4 protein-coding genes are annotated in these 19,065 nt (G+C 57.0%); 1 reads left to right on the top strand and 3 read right to left on the bottom strand.

The features are described from left to right. The 3 genes from flgA to ACQ4WP_RS24385 all read right to left on the bottom strand — a co-directional run bounded on the left by flgA (position 1) and on the right by ACQ4WP_RS24385 (position 2,529). A complete protein-coding gene (flgA, locus tag ACQ4WP_RS24395) occupies positions 1-924 on the bottom strand; it encodes a flagellar basal body P-ring formation chaperone FlgA (protein ID WP_436525159.1) in 924 nt (307 codons plus the stop codon). Between the two features lie 91 nt (positions 925-1,015). Then, positions 1,016-1,798 carry a flagellar basal-body rod protein FlgG gene (gene flgG, locus ACQ4WP_RS24390; protein WP_436525158.1) on the bottom strand — a complete coding sequence of 261 codons (783 nt, stop codon included), beginning with the start codon at positions 1,796-1,798 and terminating at the stop codon, positions 1,016-1,018. 5 nt (positions 1,799-1,803) lie between these two features. Then, positions 1,804-2,529 carry a flagellar hook-basal body protein gene (locus ACQ4WP_RS24385; RefSeq protein ID WP_436525156.1) on the bottom strand — a complete coding sequence of 242 codons (726 nt, stop codon included), beginning with the start codon at positions 2,527-2,529 and terminating at the stop codon, positions 1,804-1,806. A 396-nt stretch (positions 2,530-2,925) separates the two neighbouring features. On the opposite strand from ACQ4WP_RS24385, the gene ACQ4WP_RS24380 reads away from it, so the two are divergent. Further along, the coding region (locus ACQ4WP_RS24380; protein WP_436525154.1) for a hypothetical protein at positions 2,926-19,065 on the top strand (16,140 nt) is incomplete at its 3' end.

Raw genomic sequence — 19,065 nt, 5'->3', positions numbered from 1 at the left:
TTACTTTCCATCGATTTCGACAATGCCTGCAGCGACAACGCGCGCTGAAACGGTTTCCCTGCCCTGGCCAGGTTGCACCAGGACGTGCTGGCCCATGCCAGCATCGGCCTGCGCATAGGCGATTTTTTCGATCAGAATTCCCGGCACGCCCACGATCAACCGGACGCGGTCGCCGCGAAGCACCATATCCTGCGGGGCCAATTGCGCTGCCATCACGATCTGTCCCGCGGCGAGCGGCTGGCGCAGGCGCGGCGCTGCCGCCAGCGATGGCGCTGCCGCGACGGTGTCCCGCAAACCGGTAATTTCTTCCACGCTGGCAGCCACGTCGGCCAGGGTAATGACGTCGCCGTCCGCCATCGGATGCCGCGCAATATGTACCGTCTGGCGCGCACTCACGGTGAGCGGCACCAGCACCGAGCGGTACACGGCGCCATTCGCAATGACGTCGATCCACACCACCATCCGTGCCTGCAAAGGTGGCTGCGCCAGCGGCCTGGGACGCAGCATGACGGAGCCGGTTGGCACATCGACCAGCGGCAGGGCGGTGGCGAGCGCGACCTCAACCTGCGCCTGCGGGTATTGTTGCGTGAGCGCATTGCGCAAAAATTGCACGGCCGTGTCGGCGACCTGGCCGGCATCGAGTGGCTGGCCGCGTCGATGCATTTGTACAGCCTGCGCGCCGCTCCAGCTGAGTTGGGTGAGCGCCGGCACCCGCGAACGCAGGATGTTTTCCAGTTCGGGCCGTGTCATTTGCGTAGCCTGTCCCACCAGCGGGGCACGCGTCACCACGCAGGCAGCAAGCTGCTGCTGCAGTGTACTGTCCGGGGAGCTGATGTTGGCAAGCTCGGCAAGCCGCACGTGGGGCTGATCGAGCATGGCGCTGGCATGCAATACAAGGTGGACTGTCTTGGCAGAGTCGCTCATCGATTGCTCTGCCTCCGCGGAAGTTGCCAGCAGGCAGAGCAAAGCGATAACCGTGCGCACCAGAGATACTAAAGTAGACACGTGATTGACCTTACTTGCGCAGATTGTTGCTCATCGCAAGCATCTCATCGGCTGCCTGGATTACTTTGACATTGCTTTCATACGCACGCTGGGCTGCCATCAGACCGACCATTTCCTCGATCAGATTGACATTGGATGCTTCGATGAAACCTTGGGCCAGTGTTCCCAGACCATCTTCGCCGGGTTTGCCAAACATGGCATCGCCGGAGCGCACGGTCGGCTGGTATAAACTGTTGCCCAGTGCCAATAAAGCTGACGGATCGGAAAAATGGGTCAGTTCCAGGCGCCCTGCCTCTCTGGCAGTTGCCTGGTCCTGCCCCTGCACCATTACCCTGCCGTCGGCCTGGATGGTGACTGATTTGGCGTCTTTTCCGATATGGATATTGGGTTTGACGAGCAGGCCGTCCGCATTGGTCAGGAAGCCGTCCGCATTGATGCGCATAGTGCCACCGCGGCCAAATACGCTGCTACCATCGACGCCTGTCATTTCAATGAAACCATTGCCTTGGATGGCGATATCCATTGGCATGTCGGTTTTTTTTAGCTCGCCCGCAGTAAATATCTGGGCCAGGGAAAAAATACCGACACCATTTCCGCGCCATATGCGACTAGCACTGTCGGTATCGTCCTTGCGGTTGACGCGGCTCACTTCATTCGATACCAGATCCTCAAAGCTGACACGACCCTTCTTGAAACCTGGCGTATTCACATTCGCCAAATTGTTGGCGATCGTATCCACACTTTTCTGTTGAGTATGCATGCCGGTTGCGGCGATAAATAAGGCGTCACTCATGGCTGTTAAAATTCTCCAAGCTTGGTAAATGCTTTGCCAAGCACCTCGTCATAACCCTGCATCACCTTTTGCAACGACTCAAAATGGCGCATGGTTGCCGTCAAGTGCACCATCTCCTGTGCCGAATCGACGTTGGAGTTTTCTTCGAATCCCGCTTTCAGCCTTGGTTCACGGGCGGTGAAATCAATTTGCGTATCGCCTTGGCGGTACATGCCGCCACCGCTTGGCAGCAAGGCATCCGGGTGGGTGAATTGAACGAGCTTCAGGCGGCCGATCAGGTTATCGCCTTGCCGCACATCGCCATTTGCCTCAATAGAAAATGGCGCATCGCTCAATACCAGTTCGCCGCCGACTCCCATCATAGGCAGTCCTTGGGCGCCCACCAGCCGTCCATTCACATCGGTATGAAAACTGCCCTGGCGCGTATATTGCGTCCCGTTGGGACCGGCGAGCTCAAAAAAACCGTCACCCTCAATGGCGACATCCTGCATTTTCGCTGTGTAGCGCAGCGTGGCGGCGGTCGTATCAATCGACGTTTTTGCGCCTTCTGCAACGGACCGCAGCGCCACGCCAGATGCGCGGACGTCGTCCATTTGACTTGCAAACTGCTGCGTTACCATCACTTGCCTTTTATAGCCAGGTGTCAGTGCATTGGCCAGATTATGGCTAATGCCATCGAGCTTGAGAATATCCTGCTGCATCGCCGTCGCAGCAATCGCCATCACATCCATCTTGCTCACACCTCTAATTCGCACGGGATACATATTATTTCATAATAATAAATAAAATACATAGAAATTTCACCAATTTTTATTTTCATCCTTCTTTATCAAAAATATGCGACTTCTGGAAATTAATTTAGAATTGTTAATTCTAACTAATTGTAACTAAATAGGTGTATATTGATTAATGTTATCACAAGATAAATTGTTGAGCCGTTGATTAATATTTTATCGATTTAATTTTCAGGAAAAGAAAAATACGCAGTCGGGCTAAACAATTCAAAAAGGGCGTGGATACATTTCACAGAACAGCCTGGATACCGCCAGGCACGCGCAGTATTGGCCGTAGCGCACAGCTTGGCCGGCTGCGCTTTCCTTTTATATGATCAACTCGAGAGATTTTCCATGGTAGGAATCGTAAGCGGCAACGGACTTGGACTAAGCAATGGCTCCCTGCATAATCTGGGACCAGGCGGCTTGATAGGCACTGCCGTTGTGGGCCATGATGGTTCGCGCGCTTACCTGAATGCCGCCACGGGCAATCTGATGCTGCAATCGCAGGACGAGTTCCTGGCCGCAGCGGGCATTGACGCGTATCTGCTGCGCACCTACAACAGCCAGGGGCAGGCAACGGATGGCAGTGGTGCTGCCGGCGATGGCGACAATGGCGATAACTGGCGCATGAGCGCCTACGCCAAAGTGTTTCAGCTGACAGGCGAAATCAACAGTGCTGGCAGCACCGTTACGCGGGTTGGCGGCGATGGCGCCACCGAACTTTATACTTATGATCCGGAAAAAGGGCAGTATGTCGGCACGGCAGGTGCAGGCGCTTATAGCTCGCTGTCGTACGAAGCGGGTGGCGCCGCGCCGGCGCGCTGGACATGGATAGACGGGACTAACCTTGCACGCGAAACCTACGATGCAGACGGACGCCTGGTGTCGGCTCAGGATGCGAACGGTAATCTCACCGGTTTCACTTACGATGCCGCAGGCCTGATCAACAGCATGGTCGCCGCCTCTGGCGATACGACCTTGTTTGACTATGCCGGTACCAATCTTACCAGCATCCGCGTTGTGAGCCAGGGAGTCACCCAGACGGCAACTCGTTATGCCTACGACAGCGCCAACCGCCTGACCAGCGTCAGTGTCGATCTCACGCCGGAAGACAATAGTATTGCCGATGGCAATGTCTACCTCACCAGTTATGGTTACGATGGCGACAGCATCCGTCTCACCGGCATCAGCCAGAGCGACGGCAGCAGTCAGGCGTTCACCTATGTGCTGGCGGCAGGGCAGTACCGCCTGGCGAGCATAACGGATGCGTCGGGGCAGACCACCAGATGGTCATATGATACCGAGGCGCGCACCACCGCCATGACCGATGCACTGGGCGCGGTGACGCTGTTTGCTTACGATACCGCAGGCCAATTACTGAGCGTTACCGCGCCCGCAGTGAACGGAACGACGGCACGCACCAGCTATACCTATGATGCGCATGGCAATGTAATCCGGATTGTCGACGCCAACCTGAACAGCGTGACGATGGCATATGACGTCAATGGCAACCAGATTCTGCAGTCTGATGGCTTGGGCAATACCACCGTCAGTACCTATGACGGCGCCAATCAACTAATGACCCGCACCTTGCGGCCATCGGAAACCTATACACTGCAATCGGCCTCACTGAGCCAGACCAGCCGGTATGTGCATGATGCGGCCGGCAACCTGCGCTTTGATATCAGCCCGGCGGGCCGAGTAAGCGAATACCGCTACAACAGCCTGGGCCAGCGCACGGCACAGATCCACTATCCATATACCGCTTATGCTGTTGGCGGTCTGGATGCCACAACGTCGCCGACACTGGCGCAAATGGCGCAGTGGAGCGATGAGCAGGACCCATCCCGTGTAGAGCGGATCGACTATTCCTACGATTTCCGCGGCCAGCTTGCGAGCCAGACCGATGCCACGCAAGCCAATACGATCTATGTAAGGGATCAGCGCGGCAACCTGCTGCAATCGATTGATGCGCGTGGTGCAACAACGAGTTATACGTATGATGGCCTGAACCGGCTGCTGACAACAACAGACAGCCTCGGGCAGCAGAGCGTGATCCAGTACGATGACGCGCACGGCAGGACGATTTCCTTGCTGACCAACGGCCTGCAATCGATTTCCACCTACACGGCCGACGGCCGGCTGGCCAGCGTGATTGAAAATGATACCCGTAATAATACCGTGCTTGGCACCACACGCTATACCTACGACGCCGCAGACCATCTGATTGCTCGGCAAGATCCGCTGGGCCTGACCACGCACTACTTGTATGACGCAGCCGGACGGCAAGTCGGCGAAGTGGATCCCACTGGCGCGCTGACGGAGAAAGCGTTCGACAGGAATGGTAACCTGGTGCGGCAGATTGCGTATGCGACCCTGGTGGCACCGTCCCTGCTGGCTGACAGCGCCGGGACGCCGTTGAATCCATCATTGGCATCGGTCCGCCCGGCCGCCAGCAGCGCGGACCGCCTCACTCGCAATCTATATGATGCCGATAACCGCTTGCAGTGGAGCTTTGACGCAGCCGGCAACGGCATCAGAAATACCTATGATGCGGCGTCACGGCTGACTGGCATCTTCAAAACCGGAACGCCACCCTACGTCTTATTCTATTCCGATGCCGATGCCTTCATTTATCCCTACGGATCTGAAAGCGACCGCTACAGCCGTATCTTTTACGACGGCGACGGCCTGGTAAACGCCACGCTGGATGCTGAATCGTATCTGATCCGCTATCAGTATGACGCTGCGGGGCACCAGGTAGGCCAACTGGCCTATGCCACGCAAGCGGCTACTGCCGGATCGGTCACCACCGATACGCTGGACATGCTGATTCCAATCGAATCGGTAAATGACATCCAGGTGCGGTTTTTCTACAATGTGCGTGGACAGCAGACGGGCAGGCTCGACGGTAACGGCTACCTGACCGAAACACGCTACGATGACAACGGCAATGTGACGGCGGTCATTCGCTATAGCAATCCTGCACGCGACTATGTGCAAGGCGCGGCATTGGATGAGGTACGTCCCGTTGCGGCAGCCGGCGACCAACTTGTCACGTTCAGCTATACGGCGCGCAATCAACTCGTTGCGCAGAGCGACGCCAGCGGTGCGGTTACACGTTATGCCTACGATGAGTCAGGTGCGCTGATTGCCGTCACGACGGCGGCCCAAAGCGAAGAGCAGCGCAGCGAGCATATCCGGGTTGACCTGCTCGGGCGCATCATCGGAAGATTGTCGGGTAGCGCGGTGGTGCTGCTCGATGGTGACGCTGCACATGATGCTGCGGTCTGGGCTGCGCACGCGCAAAGCTACACCTACGACGCTGACGGTCGCATGACCACATCAAAAGATAGCGCCGGCAATACGACCTTGTATTTCTATGACGCCGCGAGCCGGTTGACGCATAGCGTCAACGCCATGGGCGAAGTACAAGGAACCACGTATGATGCGTTCGGAGATGCGGTGGGCACGACACGTTACGCGGGCCGGATCGCGGTCTCGTCGCTGTCAGGCGGCGACAATGCCGCGCTGGCGACGCTGTTCGCCGCGCTTGCCAATCCGCTGGCCGACGCTAGCACGGCGGCCCGCTACAATCTGAGCGGACAGGCGATCGCCTTGACCGATGCACTGGGCAAGACGGCCACCCTTACCTATGATGCCTTCGGCAACCTTACGAAAGAGGTTCGCGCCGGCAGCGGCAGCAGTCTTGAAACCTCGCGATTTGCCTATGACAAGCGTGGTTTACAGACCAGCCGCGGCGGTGAGGTGGACTATGCCTTGGTATCAGATACCATCCAGTACGATGCGTTTGGACGCATGGTCTCCACTACGAATCCCAAAGGGCAGCAGTTTCTTACCGAATATGACCGGGCCGGCCGCGTGGTGGTCACGCGCGATGCGCTCGGTGCTGTCAGCCGCACGGGCTACGATGCTTTCGATCACATCCTGACCCGCCGCGACAGCTTGGGCAATCTCACCACCTATACATACGACGAGGTCACGCGAACGACAACCATGACCACCCCTGGCGGCGTGCAGTCAGCGACGCAGACCAATCTGCATGGTCAGGTCGTTGTCGTCAAAGACGGCAACGGCCAGTCGACGCGCTACGATTATGATCTGGATGGGAATCTGGTCACCATCCGGGACGCGGCCGGACAGACGCAGAGCAGGGCGTTCGATACGGAACATCGTCTGATGAGCAGCACCGACCGCAATGGCGTGCGGACTGAGTATTCATATGATGTGGCAAACCGCCTGCTGGCCGAAACAGTCGATGCCGATGGGCTGGCTTTGCGCACGAGCTATGAATATGATGCTCTGGGCAGAGCGATTTCCGCCACGGATCCCAATGGCGTCAAGACAGTAACGGCATTTGATCTGAACGGCAACGCCACCCGGGTCACCATCGATCCGGCGGGCCAGAATCTGTGGACGCAGTACACATTCGATGGCCAAGGGCGCACGCTGAGTGTTACGCAGGGCAGCCATGGCACTACTGTCACGACAACCCAATACGACTATGACGCGCTGGGCCGCCGGATCAGGGAGATCGCTGATCCGCTCGGACTGGCCCTTGTCACGACGTATGCATATGACTTGAACAGCAATGTTGCAACCGTGACCGATCCGCGCGGTCATGCAACGAAGTACACCTACGATGCCACTCAGCATCTGTTGGCCAGCATAAATTATGAGGGAGAAAAATTCTCCTACACCTATGACTCCAATGGCAAGCTGACCAGTACAACAGACCCCAAGGGAAACAGCATTGTTTCGTCATATGATGCCGATGGGCGTCTGGTGGCGGTGGCAACGCCGCTGGGCGCTCGGGCCGACCATACGTATGACGCTAACGGCAATCTTGCGGCCAGCACCGATGCTAACGGCAATACCACCGTCTATACTTACGATAGTGCCAATCGCGTGATAACAGAGACGAACGCTCTTGGCCATACCCTGGCGTACTCTTACGATGGCAATGGCAACCGTACCGCGGTGACCGATGCGGCGGGTCATGTTACCCGCTACCAGTTTGATGCCGCGAACCGTCTGATCTCGGAAACCAGTGCTGATGGTGCAACCGTCAGCTACGAGTACGATGGCGCCGGCAATCGTACCGGCATGACAGATGCGAATGGTTACCGCACGAGTTATGCTTATGATGCCGCAGGCCGCCAGGTCGGCCAGACGGATGCGCTTGGCAACAGCGTCTCGCGGATACTCGATGCGGCGGGAAATACTGTCAGCGAGACGGATGAGAATGGTCATACCACGAACCACACCTATGATGGTGCGAATCGCCTGATCACAAGAACCGATGCGCTTGGTAATTTCACCGTGTTCAGTTACGACAAGTCCGGCAATCTCGCCTCGGTCAAGGATGCCCTGGGCACGACATTCAGCTATACCTATGATACGGCGGGCCGTGTTCTGACCGAACCTGATGGCAAAGGCGAGACCAATACGTATGTCTATGATGCTGCCGGAAATCGCGTCAAGAGCAGCAACAATATCGCGACGACCGAGTTCACCTATGATGCCGCCAATCGCCTGATCCGGGAAAAAGGCGTGCAGGGAGATTTCGTCCATACCTACGACCTGGAAGGGAATCGTACATCGACCACCGAGAACGCTCTTCGCACGACGACGTTTGCCTATGACGCAGCCAACCAACTGGTCAGTCAGACGGACTCGCAGGGCAATGTCACTTCGTTTACCTATGATGCGGCAGGTAATCGTACCTCGCTGACTGATGCAAATGGCCATGCTATCACCTATGTTTACGATGATCTCGGGCGGTTGACTGGCCAGACCAATGCCCTTGGTCAAACGACCCGGTACAGCTACGACGCTGCTGGCAATAAGGTGGGAGAAACCGACGCGAACGGCAATACAACCACATATCTGTATGACCAGAACAGCCGGTTAGTCACTGAAACTGACGGAGCAGGAAATTCAACGTCTTATACATATGATGCCGCGGGCAACCGCACCGGTGTCATCGATCCCAACGGCCAAATCAGGGTCTTTCAATACGATGCTGAAAATCGGGTGGTCAGCGTCAGTGACGCCATCGGCCAGGTTGCAGCTTATGCTTACGATGCTGCCGGGAATCGTGTCCGGGTAACGGACAGCGGCAGAAACGTAACGACCTATTCTTACGACGCGAAGTACCGGGTCATCACCATGATCGATCCTCAAGGGAACCGTAGCAGTTTTAACTACTATACGCTCGAAGTCGACTTCCGTGGCCCTGACGGATTTGGGAACACCGATACGTATTTCGACAGCGCAGGCCATATCGTCAAGGAAACGACGATAGATGGTGCTGTTGCCAGCTACAGTTACGACCTGTTTGGCGATCGCGTCAGCATGACGGATGGAAAAGGCAATGTCACACTGTATGCGTATGATGCCAGTCATCACTTGCTGAACCAAACCGATCCGCTTGGCGCCATCACCTCCTACGGCTATGACGCGGTCGGCAATCGTACTAGCATCACAGACGGTAATGGGCATGTCACGCGGTATGCCTATGACGCGGCCAACCGCTTGGTCAGCGAAACCGATCCGCTGGGCAATATCACTGAATACAGCTATGATGCGGCAGGCCAGCGCACCACGGTTATGGATGGCAATGGCCATGTGACGCGCTACAGCTATGACAGCATTGGCCGTCTGAGTTCCGAAGCGGATGCGGTTGGCAATGTCACCAGCTATGCCTATGATGCGGCCGGCAACCGGGTCAGCGTGCGCGATGCCGCCGGCTATGTGACCCGCTATACGTATGACCAGCGCAACCGTTTGCTGAGCGAAACCGATTCGCTGGGCAGTATGACCACCTATGCATATGACGCGGTTGGCAACGTCGCACAAATAACCGACGGCAATCATCAGGCAACGAAATATACCTATGGCCCTGGCAACGTGCTCCTCAACCAGACTGATGCTGCAGGAAACATTACCAGCTACGCCTATAACCTTCACGGTGACCGCATCAGCATGACCGAGGCCAACGGCGAGGTCACGCAGTACCGATATGATCACTACCATCATTTGAATTACCAGATTGATGCGCGCGGCAATTATACGTTCTACAGCTATAACACGCTGGGCAATCTGGTTGATATCAGCGGCTATGCAGCTGTTGCAGCGTATACCTATGATGCAGCAGGCCGCCTGCTGACGGAAACCGGTGGCCCTGGCGGAAAAATGACCTATGGCTATGATGCCAATGGCAACCGTACCAGCCGCACCGATGCGCTGGGCCAGGTCACCACTTACGCCTATGATGCAGAAGACCAGCTGCTTAGTGAAACCGACGCGCTTGGCCATATCATCCGCTTTGTGTATGATCATGCCGGCAACCGCACCGCGCTGATCGACGCCAACGGCCACATCACCACCTTCGCGTATGACGCCAACAACCGCCTGCTGTCGCAGACCGATGCGCTGGGTCACGTCATTTCCTATGGCTATGATGCACGCGGCAACCGCAGCAGCGTCACCGACCCGAACGGCAATACCACGCGCTATGGCTACGATGCGCGCAATCGCCTGGTGTTGGTCACCGATCCTTCCGGCAAGACAGTCATGTATACCTTTGACGGGGCTGGCAACTGGAGTACTTCCACCGATGGCAACGGCAATGTGACCACGTTCGGCTACGACGCAAATAACCGCCTGGCCAGCCAGACCGACCCGCTCGGCAATGTCCTTACTTACGGCTATGACGCGGTGGGCAATCGCATCTCCGAAACGGACGGCCTCGGTAACGTAACCCGGCATACGTATTCCGATCACACGCTCACGAGCACGACTGACGCGCTGGGAACAACAATTCAATTCCTCCATACGCCAATATCGCAGCGAATGACGGAGGCAAATGGCGCGACATTCCTGAAGTCCTATTCGGAGGGCGGGAATCTGCGGTATGAAGACATGGTCGGTGGCGGATATCTTACTTATAGTTATGATGCAGTCGGTAACCTGATCAGCGCTTGGGATTCGCGAAAATTCGCATATGTAGACACGTACAAATACATATACGATGCAGTCAACCGCCGCATTGGCGAAATGGGTGTGACCGGCCAGGTACTCACTTACACCTACGACGCCGCCGGCAACCTCGCGACTAGCAGCGAAGGTAGTGGCCGTACCGTCACCTATGCGTATGATGCCGCCAACCGCCTGGTCAGCCAGACCGATGCACTGGGTAATGTCACCAGTTATTGCTATGATGCTGCTGGCAACCGCATTTCCGTCAGCGATGCCAACGGCCATACCACTACTTATGCCTACGATATCAATAACCGACTCGTTGCCGAGACTGATGCGCTGGGCAGTACTACCCAGACTACTTATGACGGGGCAGGCAACCGCAGCAGTGTCACGGATGCGGCAGGCAATACAACCCGCTACGCGTACGATGGCCTGAACCGCTTGCTCGGCATCACCGATCCCTCTGGCAGCACGACTACCTATACCTATGATGCCGCTGGAAATCGCACTGCCGTGATCGATGGCCGGGGTAGCGTCACGCGCTATGCCTATGATGCCGACAACCGTCTGGTCAGCGTCAGCGACGCACTCGGAGGGGTTGCCGCCTACACCTATAATAGCGTCGGCAATCTGATTGCGGTTCGTGATGGCAATGGCAATGCCATCGCCTATGAGTACACGTCGAGCCATCGGCTCGACACGATAGTGGATGCGCTGGGCAAAAAAAACACGGTATCGAGCAGCGGGCAGCTGATCTATACTACGCCGCCATCGGGACCGGTCAGCACCGCGCTGCATGACGCCGCCGGCCATCTGATCCAGGAAGTCACCTCGGACGGTGGCACCAACATCTATGCCTACGATGGCTTCGGCAATCTTGTGAGCCGCAAGGACGACAAGGGCAATCTCACGCTGTATGGCTATGATGCCAGCCATCGGCTGTTGAGCGAGACGGATCCGCTTGGCAACGTTACCAGTTACATCTATGACGCTGTTGGCAACCGCACCAGCGTCATCGATGGCAATGGCCATGTCACGCAGTATGCGTATGACGCGGCGAACCGCCTGATCAGCGAAACCGATCCGCTGGGCAATGTCACCGGCTACACCTATGACGCTGTCGGCCGGCGCACCACGGTCACCGATGGCAATGGTCACGCCACCACCTCGTCTTATGACCAGAATGGCCGCCTGAGTGCGGAAACGGATGCGGCCGGCAATGTCACCAGCTATGCCTACGATGCTGCCGGTAACCGGATCAGCATGCGCACTGCCGATGGCAACATCACTCGCTATACCTATGACCAGCGCAACCGCCTGCTGAGCGAAGCCGACGCGCTCGGCACGAGCATCAGTTATGTATATGACGCGGCTGGCAACGTTACGCAAAAAACTGACGGCAAGGACCAGGCGACCACGTATGTATATGGCCCCGGCAACCTGCTGCTGAGCCAAACCGATGGCCTGGGCAATGTCACCACCTATGCCTACAACACTAACGGTGACCGCACCAGCATGACCGAGGCCAATGGCGAAGTCACGCGTTACGAATATGACGGTTACCACCACCTGACTCTTCAGTCCGGAGCTGGTAGTCGCGCTACCTCGTACAGCTATGACACGCTTGGCAAGGTCACTGCCGTCAGTGGGTTTGCTGGTTACGTCAGCAATACCTATGATGCTGCAGGCAATCTCTTAACTGAACAGAAGGGCGACACCAACAAAGTCACGTATCGCTATGATGCCGACGGCAACCGCGTCAGCAGTACAGATGCGCTGGGCCGTGTCACCACCTATGCCTATGATATAGACGACCAGCTGATCAGCGAGACCGACGCGCTTGGCCATGTCATTCGCTATGCCTACGACCATGCCGGCAACCGCACCACGCTGACCGACGCCAATGGCCACGTTACCACCTTTGCCTACGACGCCAACAACCGCCTGCTGTCGCAAACCGATGCGCTGGGAAATGTGATTTCCTATGGCTACGACGCACGCGGCAACCGCAGCAGCGTCACGGACCCGAAGGGCAATACCACGCGCTATGCCTACGATGCACGCAATCGCCTGGCGCTGATCACAGACCCGTCCGGCAAGACAGTTTCGTATACCTTTGATGCAGCCGGCAACCAGATCACCGCCACCGATGGCAATGGCCAGGTGACGGCCTATGCCTATGATGCGGATAACCGTTTGCTGAGCCAGACGGATCCGCTGGGCAATGTCATTATGTACGGCTACGATGCGGTCGGCAACCGCATCACGGAAACCGACGGCCTGGGCAACATCACCCAGCATACGTATTCTGACCATGCGCTGGTCAGTACGACCGATGCGCTGGGCGGCACTACGCAGTTCCTGCAGACGCGGCTTTTGGATCGCATGACCGAGGGGAACGGGGCTACATTCGAAAAGAAATATGCCGAGAATGGCAGTCCTCTCTACGAAGACATAATAGGTGGAGGGTCATTTTCATATGGTTACGATGCCATCGGCAATTTGATTAGCCTCGGCAGATCGCCTTATGGAACGACCAGCTATACCTACGACGCGGGAAACCGGCGCCTTAGTGAAACCGGACCAACCGGCCAGGTATTCACTTACACCTATGATGCTGCAGGCAACCGCACTACGATGAGTGAAGGCAGCGGCCGCATTACCACCTATGCATATGATGCCGCCAACCGCCTGGTCAGCCAGACCGATGCGCTGGGCAATGTCACCAGCTATGGTTACGATGCAGCCGGCAACCGTACCTCTGTCACCGATGCCAATGGCCATGCCACCACTTACAGCTACGATATCAATAACCGGGTTATCGCTGAGACCGATGCGCTGGGCAATACCGTCCTGACTGCCTACGATGGCGTGGGCAACCGCAGCAACGCCACCGATCCAGCGGGCAACGTGACCCATTACACCTATGACGGCGGTAACCGCCTGCTTAGTGTCACCGATCCATCCGGTATCACGACCAGCTATACCTATGATGCCGCTGGCAACCGCACTGCGGTAATCGATGGCCGGGGCAGCATCACCCGCTATGCCTATGATGCGGACAATCGGCTGACCAGCGTGGCCGATGCGCTCGGCATCATTGTTTCTTACCTCTACGATACCGTGGGTAATCGTGCTCGCGAAACTGACGGTAATGGCAACGTCACCGCGTACACATATGCGCGAAATCATCGGCTGGCATCGTTCGCTGATGCGAAGGGCAATTCAGCGCAGTTTATCGATGGCGGGAACGTGTTGCACGCGGTATACGCTAGCGGACAGTTCGACTCATATTATTCTGATAACCTTGGCCGCACACTGAGTGGACCCGACAGCGCGGGTGTGACGACCAATTACACGTATGATGCTTTTGGAAACGTGGCGAGTGAACAAATCGGTTATCGCGCAGCAAGTACCTTTGCTTATGATGTCAGTCACCACCTGCTGAGCCAGACTGATCAACTCGCCAATGTCGTCAAGTATGGCTATGACGGTGCGGGAAACCGCACCAGCGTGACCGATGCCAATGGCCATGTTACCCAGTATGCGTACGATGCCGCGAAGCGCCTGGTGAGCGAGACAGATCCGTTGGGCAATATTACTCGCTACACGTATGACGCTGTGGGCCGCCGCACCTCGGTCACCGATGGCAATGGCCATACCGCTAGCTCAGCTTATGATCAGAACGGCCGCCTGGCTTCGCAAACGGATGGTGCTGGGAACGTTACCAGCTATGCCTACGATGCGGCCGGTAACCGCATCAGCGTGCGCGATGCCGATGGCAATGTCACCCGCTATGCTTATGACCAGCGCAATCGTCTGCTGAGTGAAACGGATGCTGCTGGCAACACGACCAGCTATGCGTATGACGCGGCGGGTAACGTCACGCAGGCCACCGATGCTAACGAGCATGCGACGACGTATGTGTATGGCGCCGGAAACCTTTTGCTCAGCCAGACGGACGCTTCAGGTAATACGACGACCTATACCTATAACACTAATGGCGACCGCAAGAGCATGACCGAGGCCAATGGTGAGGTTACCCAATACAGCTACGACTCGTACCACTATTTAACCGCGCAGACTGATGTACATGGCAATGCGACGTACTTCAACTATGATGTGCTGGGCGGGCTGACCAGTACCTACGGCTATGCCGATTCCATCACCAATACCTACGATATGGCGGGAAATCTGCTGACCGAGCAGCGTGGCGACACGCGCCAGGTCAGTTATGCATACGATGCGGCAGGCAACCGCATCAGCCGTACTGATGCGCTCGGCCAGGTGACCCGCTATGCGTATGATGCCGACAATCAGCTGGTCAGCGAAACCGATGCGCTCGGCCATGTCATCGGCTATGCCTACGATCATGCCGGCAACCGCACCGGCATGACTGACGCCAACGGCAATACTACTTCCTTCGCGTACGACGCCAACAACCGTCTGCTGTCGCAGACCGATGCGCTGGGTAACGTCATTTCCTATGGTTACGATGCGCGTGGTAACCGCAGCAGTGTCACCGACCCGAACGGCAATACCACGCGCTATGCCTACGATGCGCGCAATCGCCTGGCGCTGATCACCGATCCATCGGGCAAGACGATCGCCTATACGTTCGACGCGGCCGGTAACCAGGCCACGGCCACCGACGGCAATGGCAAGGTGACGACCTACGCCTACGATGCGGACAATCGTCTGGTGAGCCAGACCGATCCCTTGGGAAATGTAGTTATGTACGGCTACGATACCGTGGGTAACCGCATCACGGAAACCGATGGCTTGGGCAACGTGACGCGGCACACCTATTCGGACCATGCACTGACCAGCACCAGCGATGCGCTGGGCAACAAGACCTCGTTTGTCGACACGCCAGGACGAAACCGTATTATCGATGCTAGCGACCAGGTGTTTGACCAGGTGCGTTTCTATGATGGCAGACCGCAGTATCGTGACGTAGTCGGCGGTTTCCTTACCTATCAGTATGACGCGGCGGGTAACCTGACCAGCACCAGGAGTTCACAGGGCGGCACGGTCAGTTATGTATACGATGTGGCCAACCGCCGCATCAGTGAAACCGGTGCCACCGGCCAAGTCCTCACCTACACCTATGATGCCGCCGGCAATCTTGCTACGGCGAGTGAAGGCAGCGGCCGCACGGTCACCTATGCGTATGATGCTGCCAACCGTCTGGTCAGCCAGACCGATGCGCTGGGCAATGTCATCCGTTATGGCTATGATGCGGCGGGCAACCGTACTTCGGTCACGGATGCCAATGGTCACGCCACCACCTACACCTACGATATAAATAACAAGATCGTTACCGAAACGGATGCGCTGGGCAATACCATCCTGACGACTTACGATGGTTCCGGCAACCGCAGCAGGGTCACCGATGCGGCGGGCAATGTCACCGAGTACGCCTACGACGGCGGGAATCGGCTGTCCAGCATCACCGATCCGTCCGGCAGCACGACCAGCTATACCTATGACGCCGCCGGCAATCGCACTGCGGTGATTGATGGTCGGGGCAGCGTCACGCGCTATGCGTATGATGCGGACAACCGCCTGGCCAGTGTGAGCGATGCGCTCGGGGGGGTGACTACCTATACCTACAACAATGTTGGCAATCTGATTGCGGTTCGTGATGGCAATGGCAATGCCATCTCCTATGGGTACACGCCAAGCCACCGGCTCGACACGATAGTGGACGCGCTGGGTAAAAAAACCACCGTATCGAACACCGGTCATCTGGTATATACCGCGCCGCCATCGGGGCAGCTCAGCACTGCGCTTTACGATGCCGCCGGCCACATGATCCAGGAAGTCACCCCAGACGGTGGCACCCACACGTATGCCTACGATGCCTTCGGCAATCTTGTTAGCCGCAAGGACGACAAAGGCAATCTCACGCTGTATGTGTATGACGCCAGTCACCGGTTGCTGAGCGAGACGGATCCATTAGGTAGTGTCATCTCCTACGGCTATGATGGGGCAGGCAACCGCACCAGCATCACCGATGGCAATGGCCATGTCACGCAATATGCCTATGACGCGGTAAACCGCCTGGTCAGTGAAACCGATCCGCTGGGTAATGTCACCGGCTACACCTATGACGCTGCCGGCCGTCGCACCTCGGTCACCGATGGGAATGGTCATGCCACCACCTCGTCCTATGACCAGAATGGCCGCCTGAGTGCGAAAACGGATGCGGCCGGCAATGTCACCAGCTATGCCTACGATGCGGCCGGTAACCGCATCAGCGTGCGCGATGCCGATGGCAACATCACTCGCTATACCTATGACCAGCGTAACCGCCTACTGAGCGAAACCGACGCGCTCGGCACGAGCACCAGCTATGTGTATGACGCGGCGGGTAACGTCACGCAAAAAACCGTCGGCAAGGATCGGTCGACAACGTATGCATATGGCCCCGGCAACCTGCTGCTGAGCCAAACCGATGCCCTGGGCAATGTCACCACCTATGCCTACAACACTAACGGTGACCGCACCAGCATGACCGAGGCCAATGGCGAAGTCACGCGTTACGAATATGACGGTTACCATCACCTGACGCTCCAGTCCGGGTCGGGTGGCCGCGCCACCTCGTATAGCTATGACACGCTTGGCAAGCTTACTGCCATGAGCGGGTTTGGTGGTTACGTCAGTAATACCTATGATGCTGCAGGCAATCTCTTAACTGAACGGAAGGGCGACACCAACAAAGTCACGTATCGCTATGATGCCGACGGCAACCGCGTCAGCAGTACAGATGCGCTGGGCCGTGTCACCACCTATGCCTATGATATAGACGACCAGCTGATCAGCGAGACCGACGCGCTTGGCCATGTCATCCGCTATGCCTACGACCATGCCGGTAACCGCACCACGCTGACCGACGCCAATGGCCACGTTACCACCTTTGCCTACGACGCCAACAACCGTCTGCTGTCGCAGACCGATGCGATGGGCCATGTCATTTCGTATGGCTACGATGCGCGCGGCAACCGCAGCAGCGTCACGGACCCGAACGGCAATACCACGCGCTATGCCTACGATGCACGCAATCGCCTGGTGCTAATCACCGATCCATCGGGCAAGACGGTCGCCTATACGTTTGACGCGGCCGGTAACCAGGCCACGGCCACCGACGGCAACGGCAAGGTGACCACTTACGGCTACGATGCGGACAATCGTCTGGTGAGCCAGACCGATCCCTTGGGAAATGTAGTTATGTACGGCTACGATACCGTGGGTAACCGCATCACGGAAACCGATGGCTTGGGCAACATCACCCAGCATACGTATTCTGACCATGCGCTGGTCAGTACGACCGATGCGCTGGGCAGCACGACGCAGTTCCTGCAGACGCGGCTTTTGGATCGCATGACCGAGGGGAACGGGGCTACATTCGAAAAGAAATATGCCGAGAATGGCAGTCTTCTCTACGAAGACATAATAGGTGGAGGGTCATTTTCATATGGTTACGATGCCGTCGGCAATTTGATTAGCCTCGGCAGATCGCCTTATGGAACGACCAGCTATACCTACGACGCGGGCAACCGGCGCCTTAGTGAAACCGGACCAACCGGCCAGGTATTCACTTACACCTATGATGCTGTAGGCAACCGCACTACGATGAGTGAAGGCAGCGGCCGCATTACCACCTATGCATATGATGCCGCCAACCGCCTGGTCAGCCAGACCGATGCGCTGGGCAATGTCACCAGCTATGGTTATGATGCAGCCGGCAACCGTACCTCTGTCACCGATGCCAATGGCCATGCCACCACTTACAGCTACGATATCAATAACCGGGTTATCGCTGAGACCGATGCGCTGGGCAATACCGTCCTGACTGCCTACGATGGCGTGGGCAACCGCAGCAACGCCACCGATCCAGCGGGCAACGTGACCCGTTACACCTATGACGGCGGTAACCGCCTGCTTAGTGTCACCGATCCATCCGGTATCACGACCAGCTATACCTATGATGCCGCTGGCAACCGCACTGCGGTAATCGATGGCCGGGGCAGCATCACGCGCTACGCGTATGATGCGGACAACCGCCTGGCCAGCAAAAGTGATGCGCTCGGCGGCATCACTACCTATACCTACGATAATGTCGGCAGTCTGATTGCGCTGCGTGATGGCAATGGCAATGCGACGACCTATCAGTACACCCCAAGCCACCGGCTTGATGTGGTGACGGATGCGCTGGGTAAAAAAACCACCGTATCGAACACCGGTCATCTGGTATATGCCGCGCCGCCATCGGGGCAGCTCAGCACTGCGCTTTACGATGCCGCCGGCCACATGATCCAGGAAGTCACCCCAGACGGTGGCACCCACACGTATGCCTACGACGCCTTCGGCAATCTTGTTAGCCGCAAGGACGACAAAGGCAATCTCACGCTGTATGTGTATGACGCCAGTCACCGGTTGCTGAGCGAGACGGATCCATTAGGTAGTGTCATCTCCTAC

The sequence above is a fragment of the Janthinobacterium lyxosi genome, from assembly GCF_051380665.1.
GTDB lineage: Bacteria > Pseudomonadota > Gammaproteobacteria > Burkholderiales > Burkholderiaceae_D > Janthinobacterium.
Note: the sequence above shows the minus strand (reverse complement) of the source record. Positions and strands in the feature narration are given on the sequence as shown.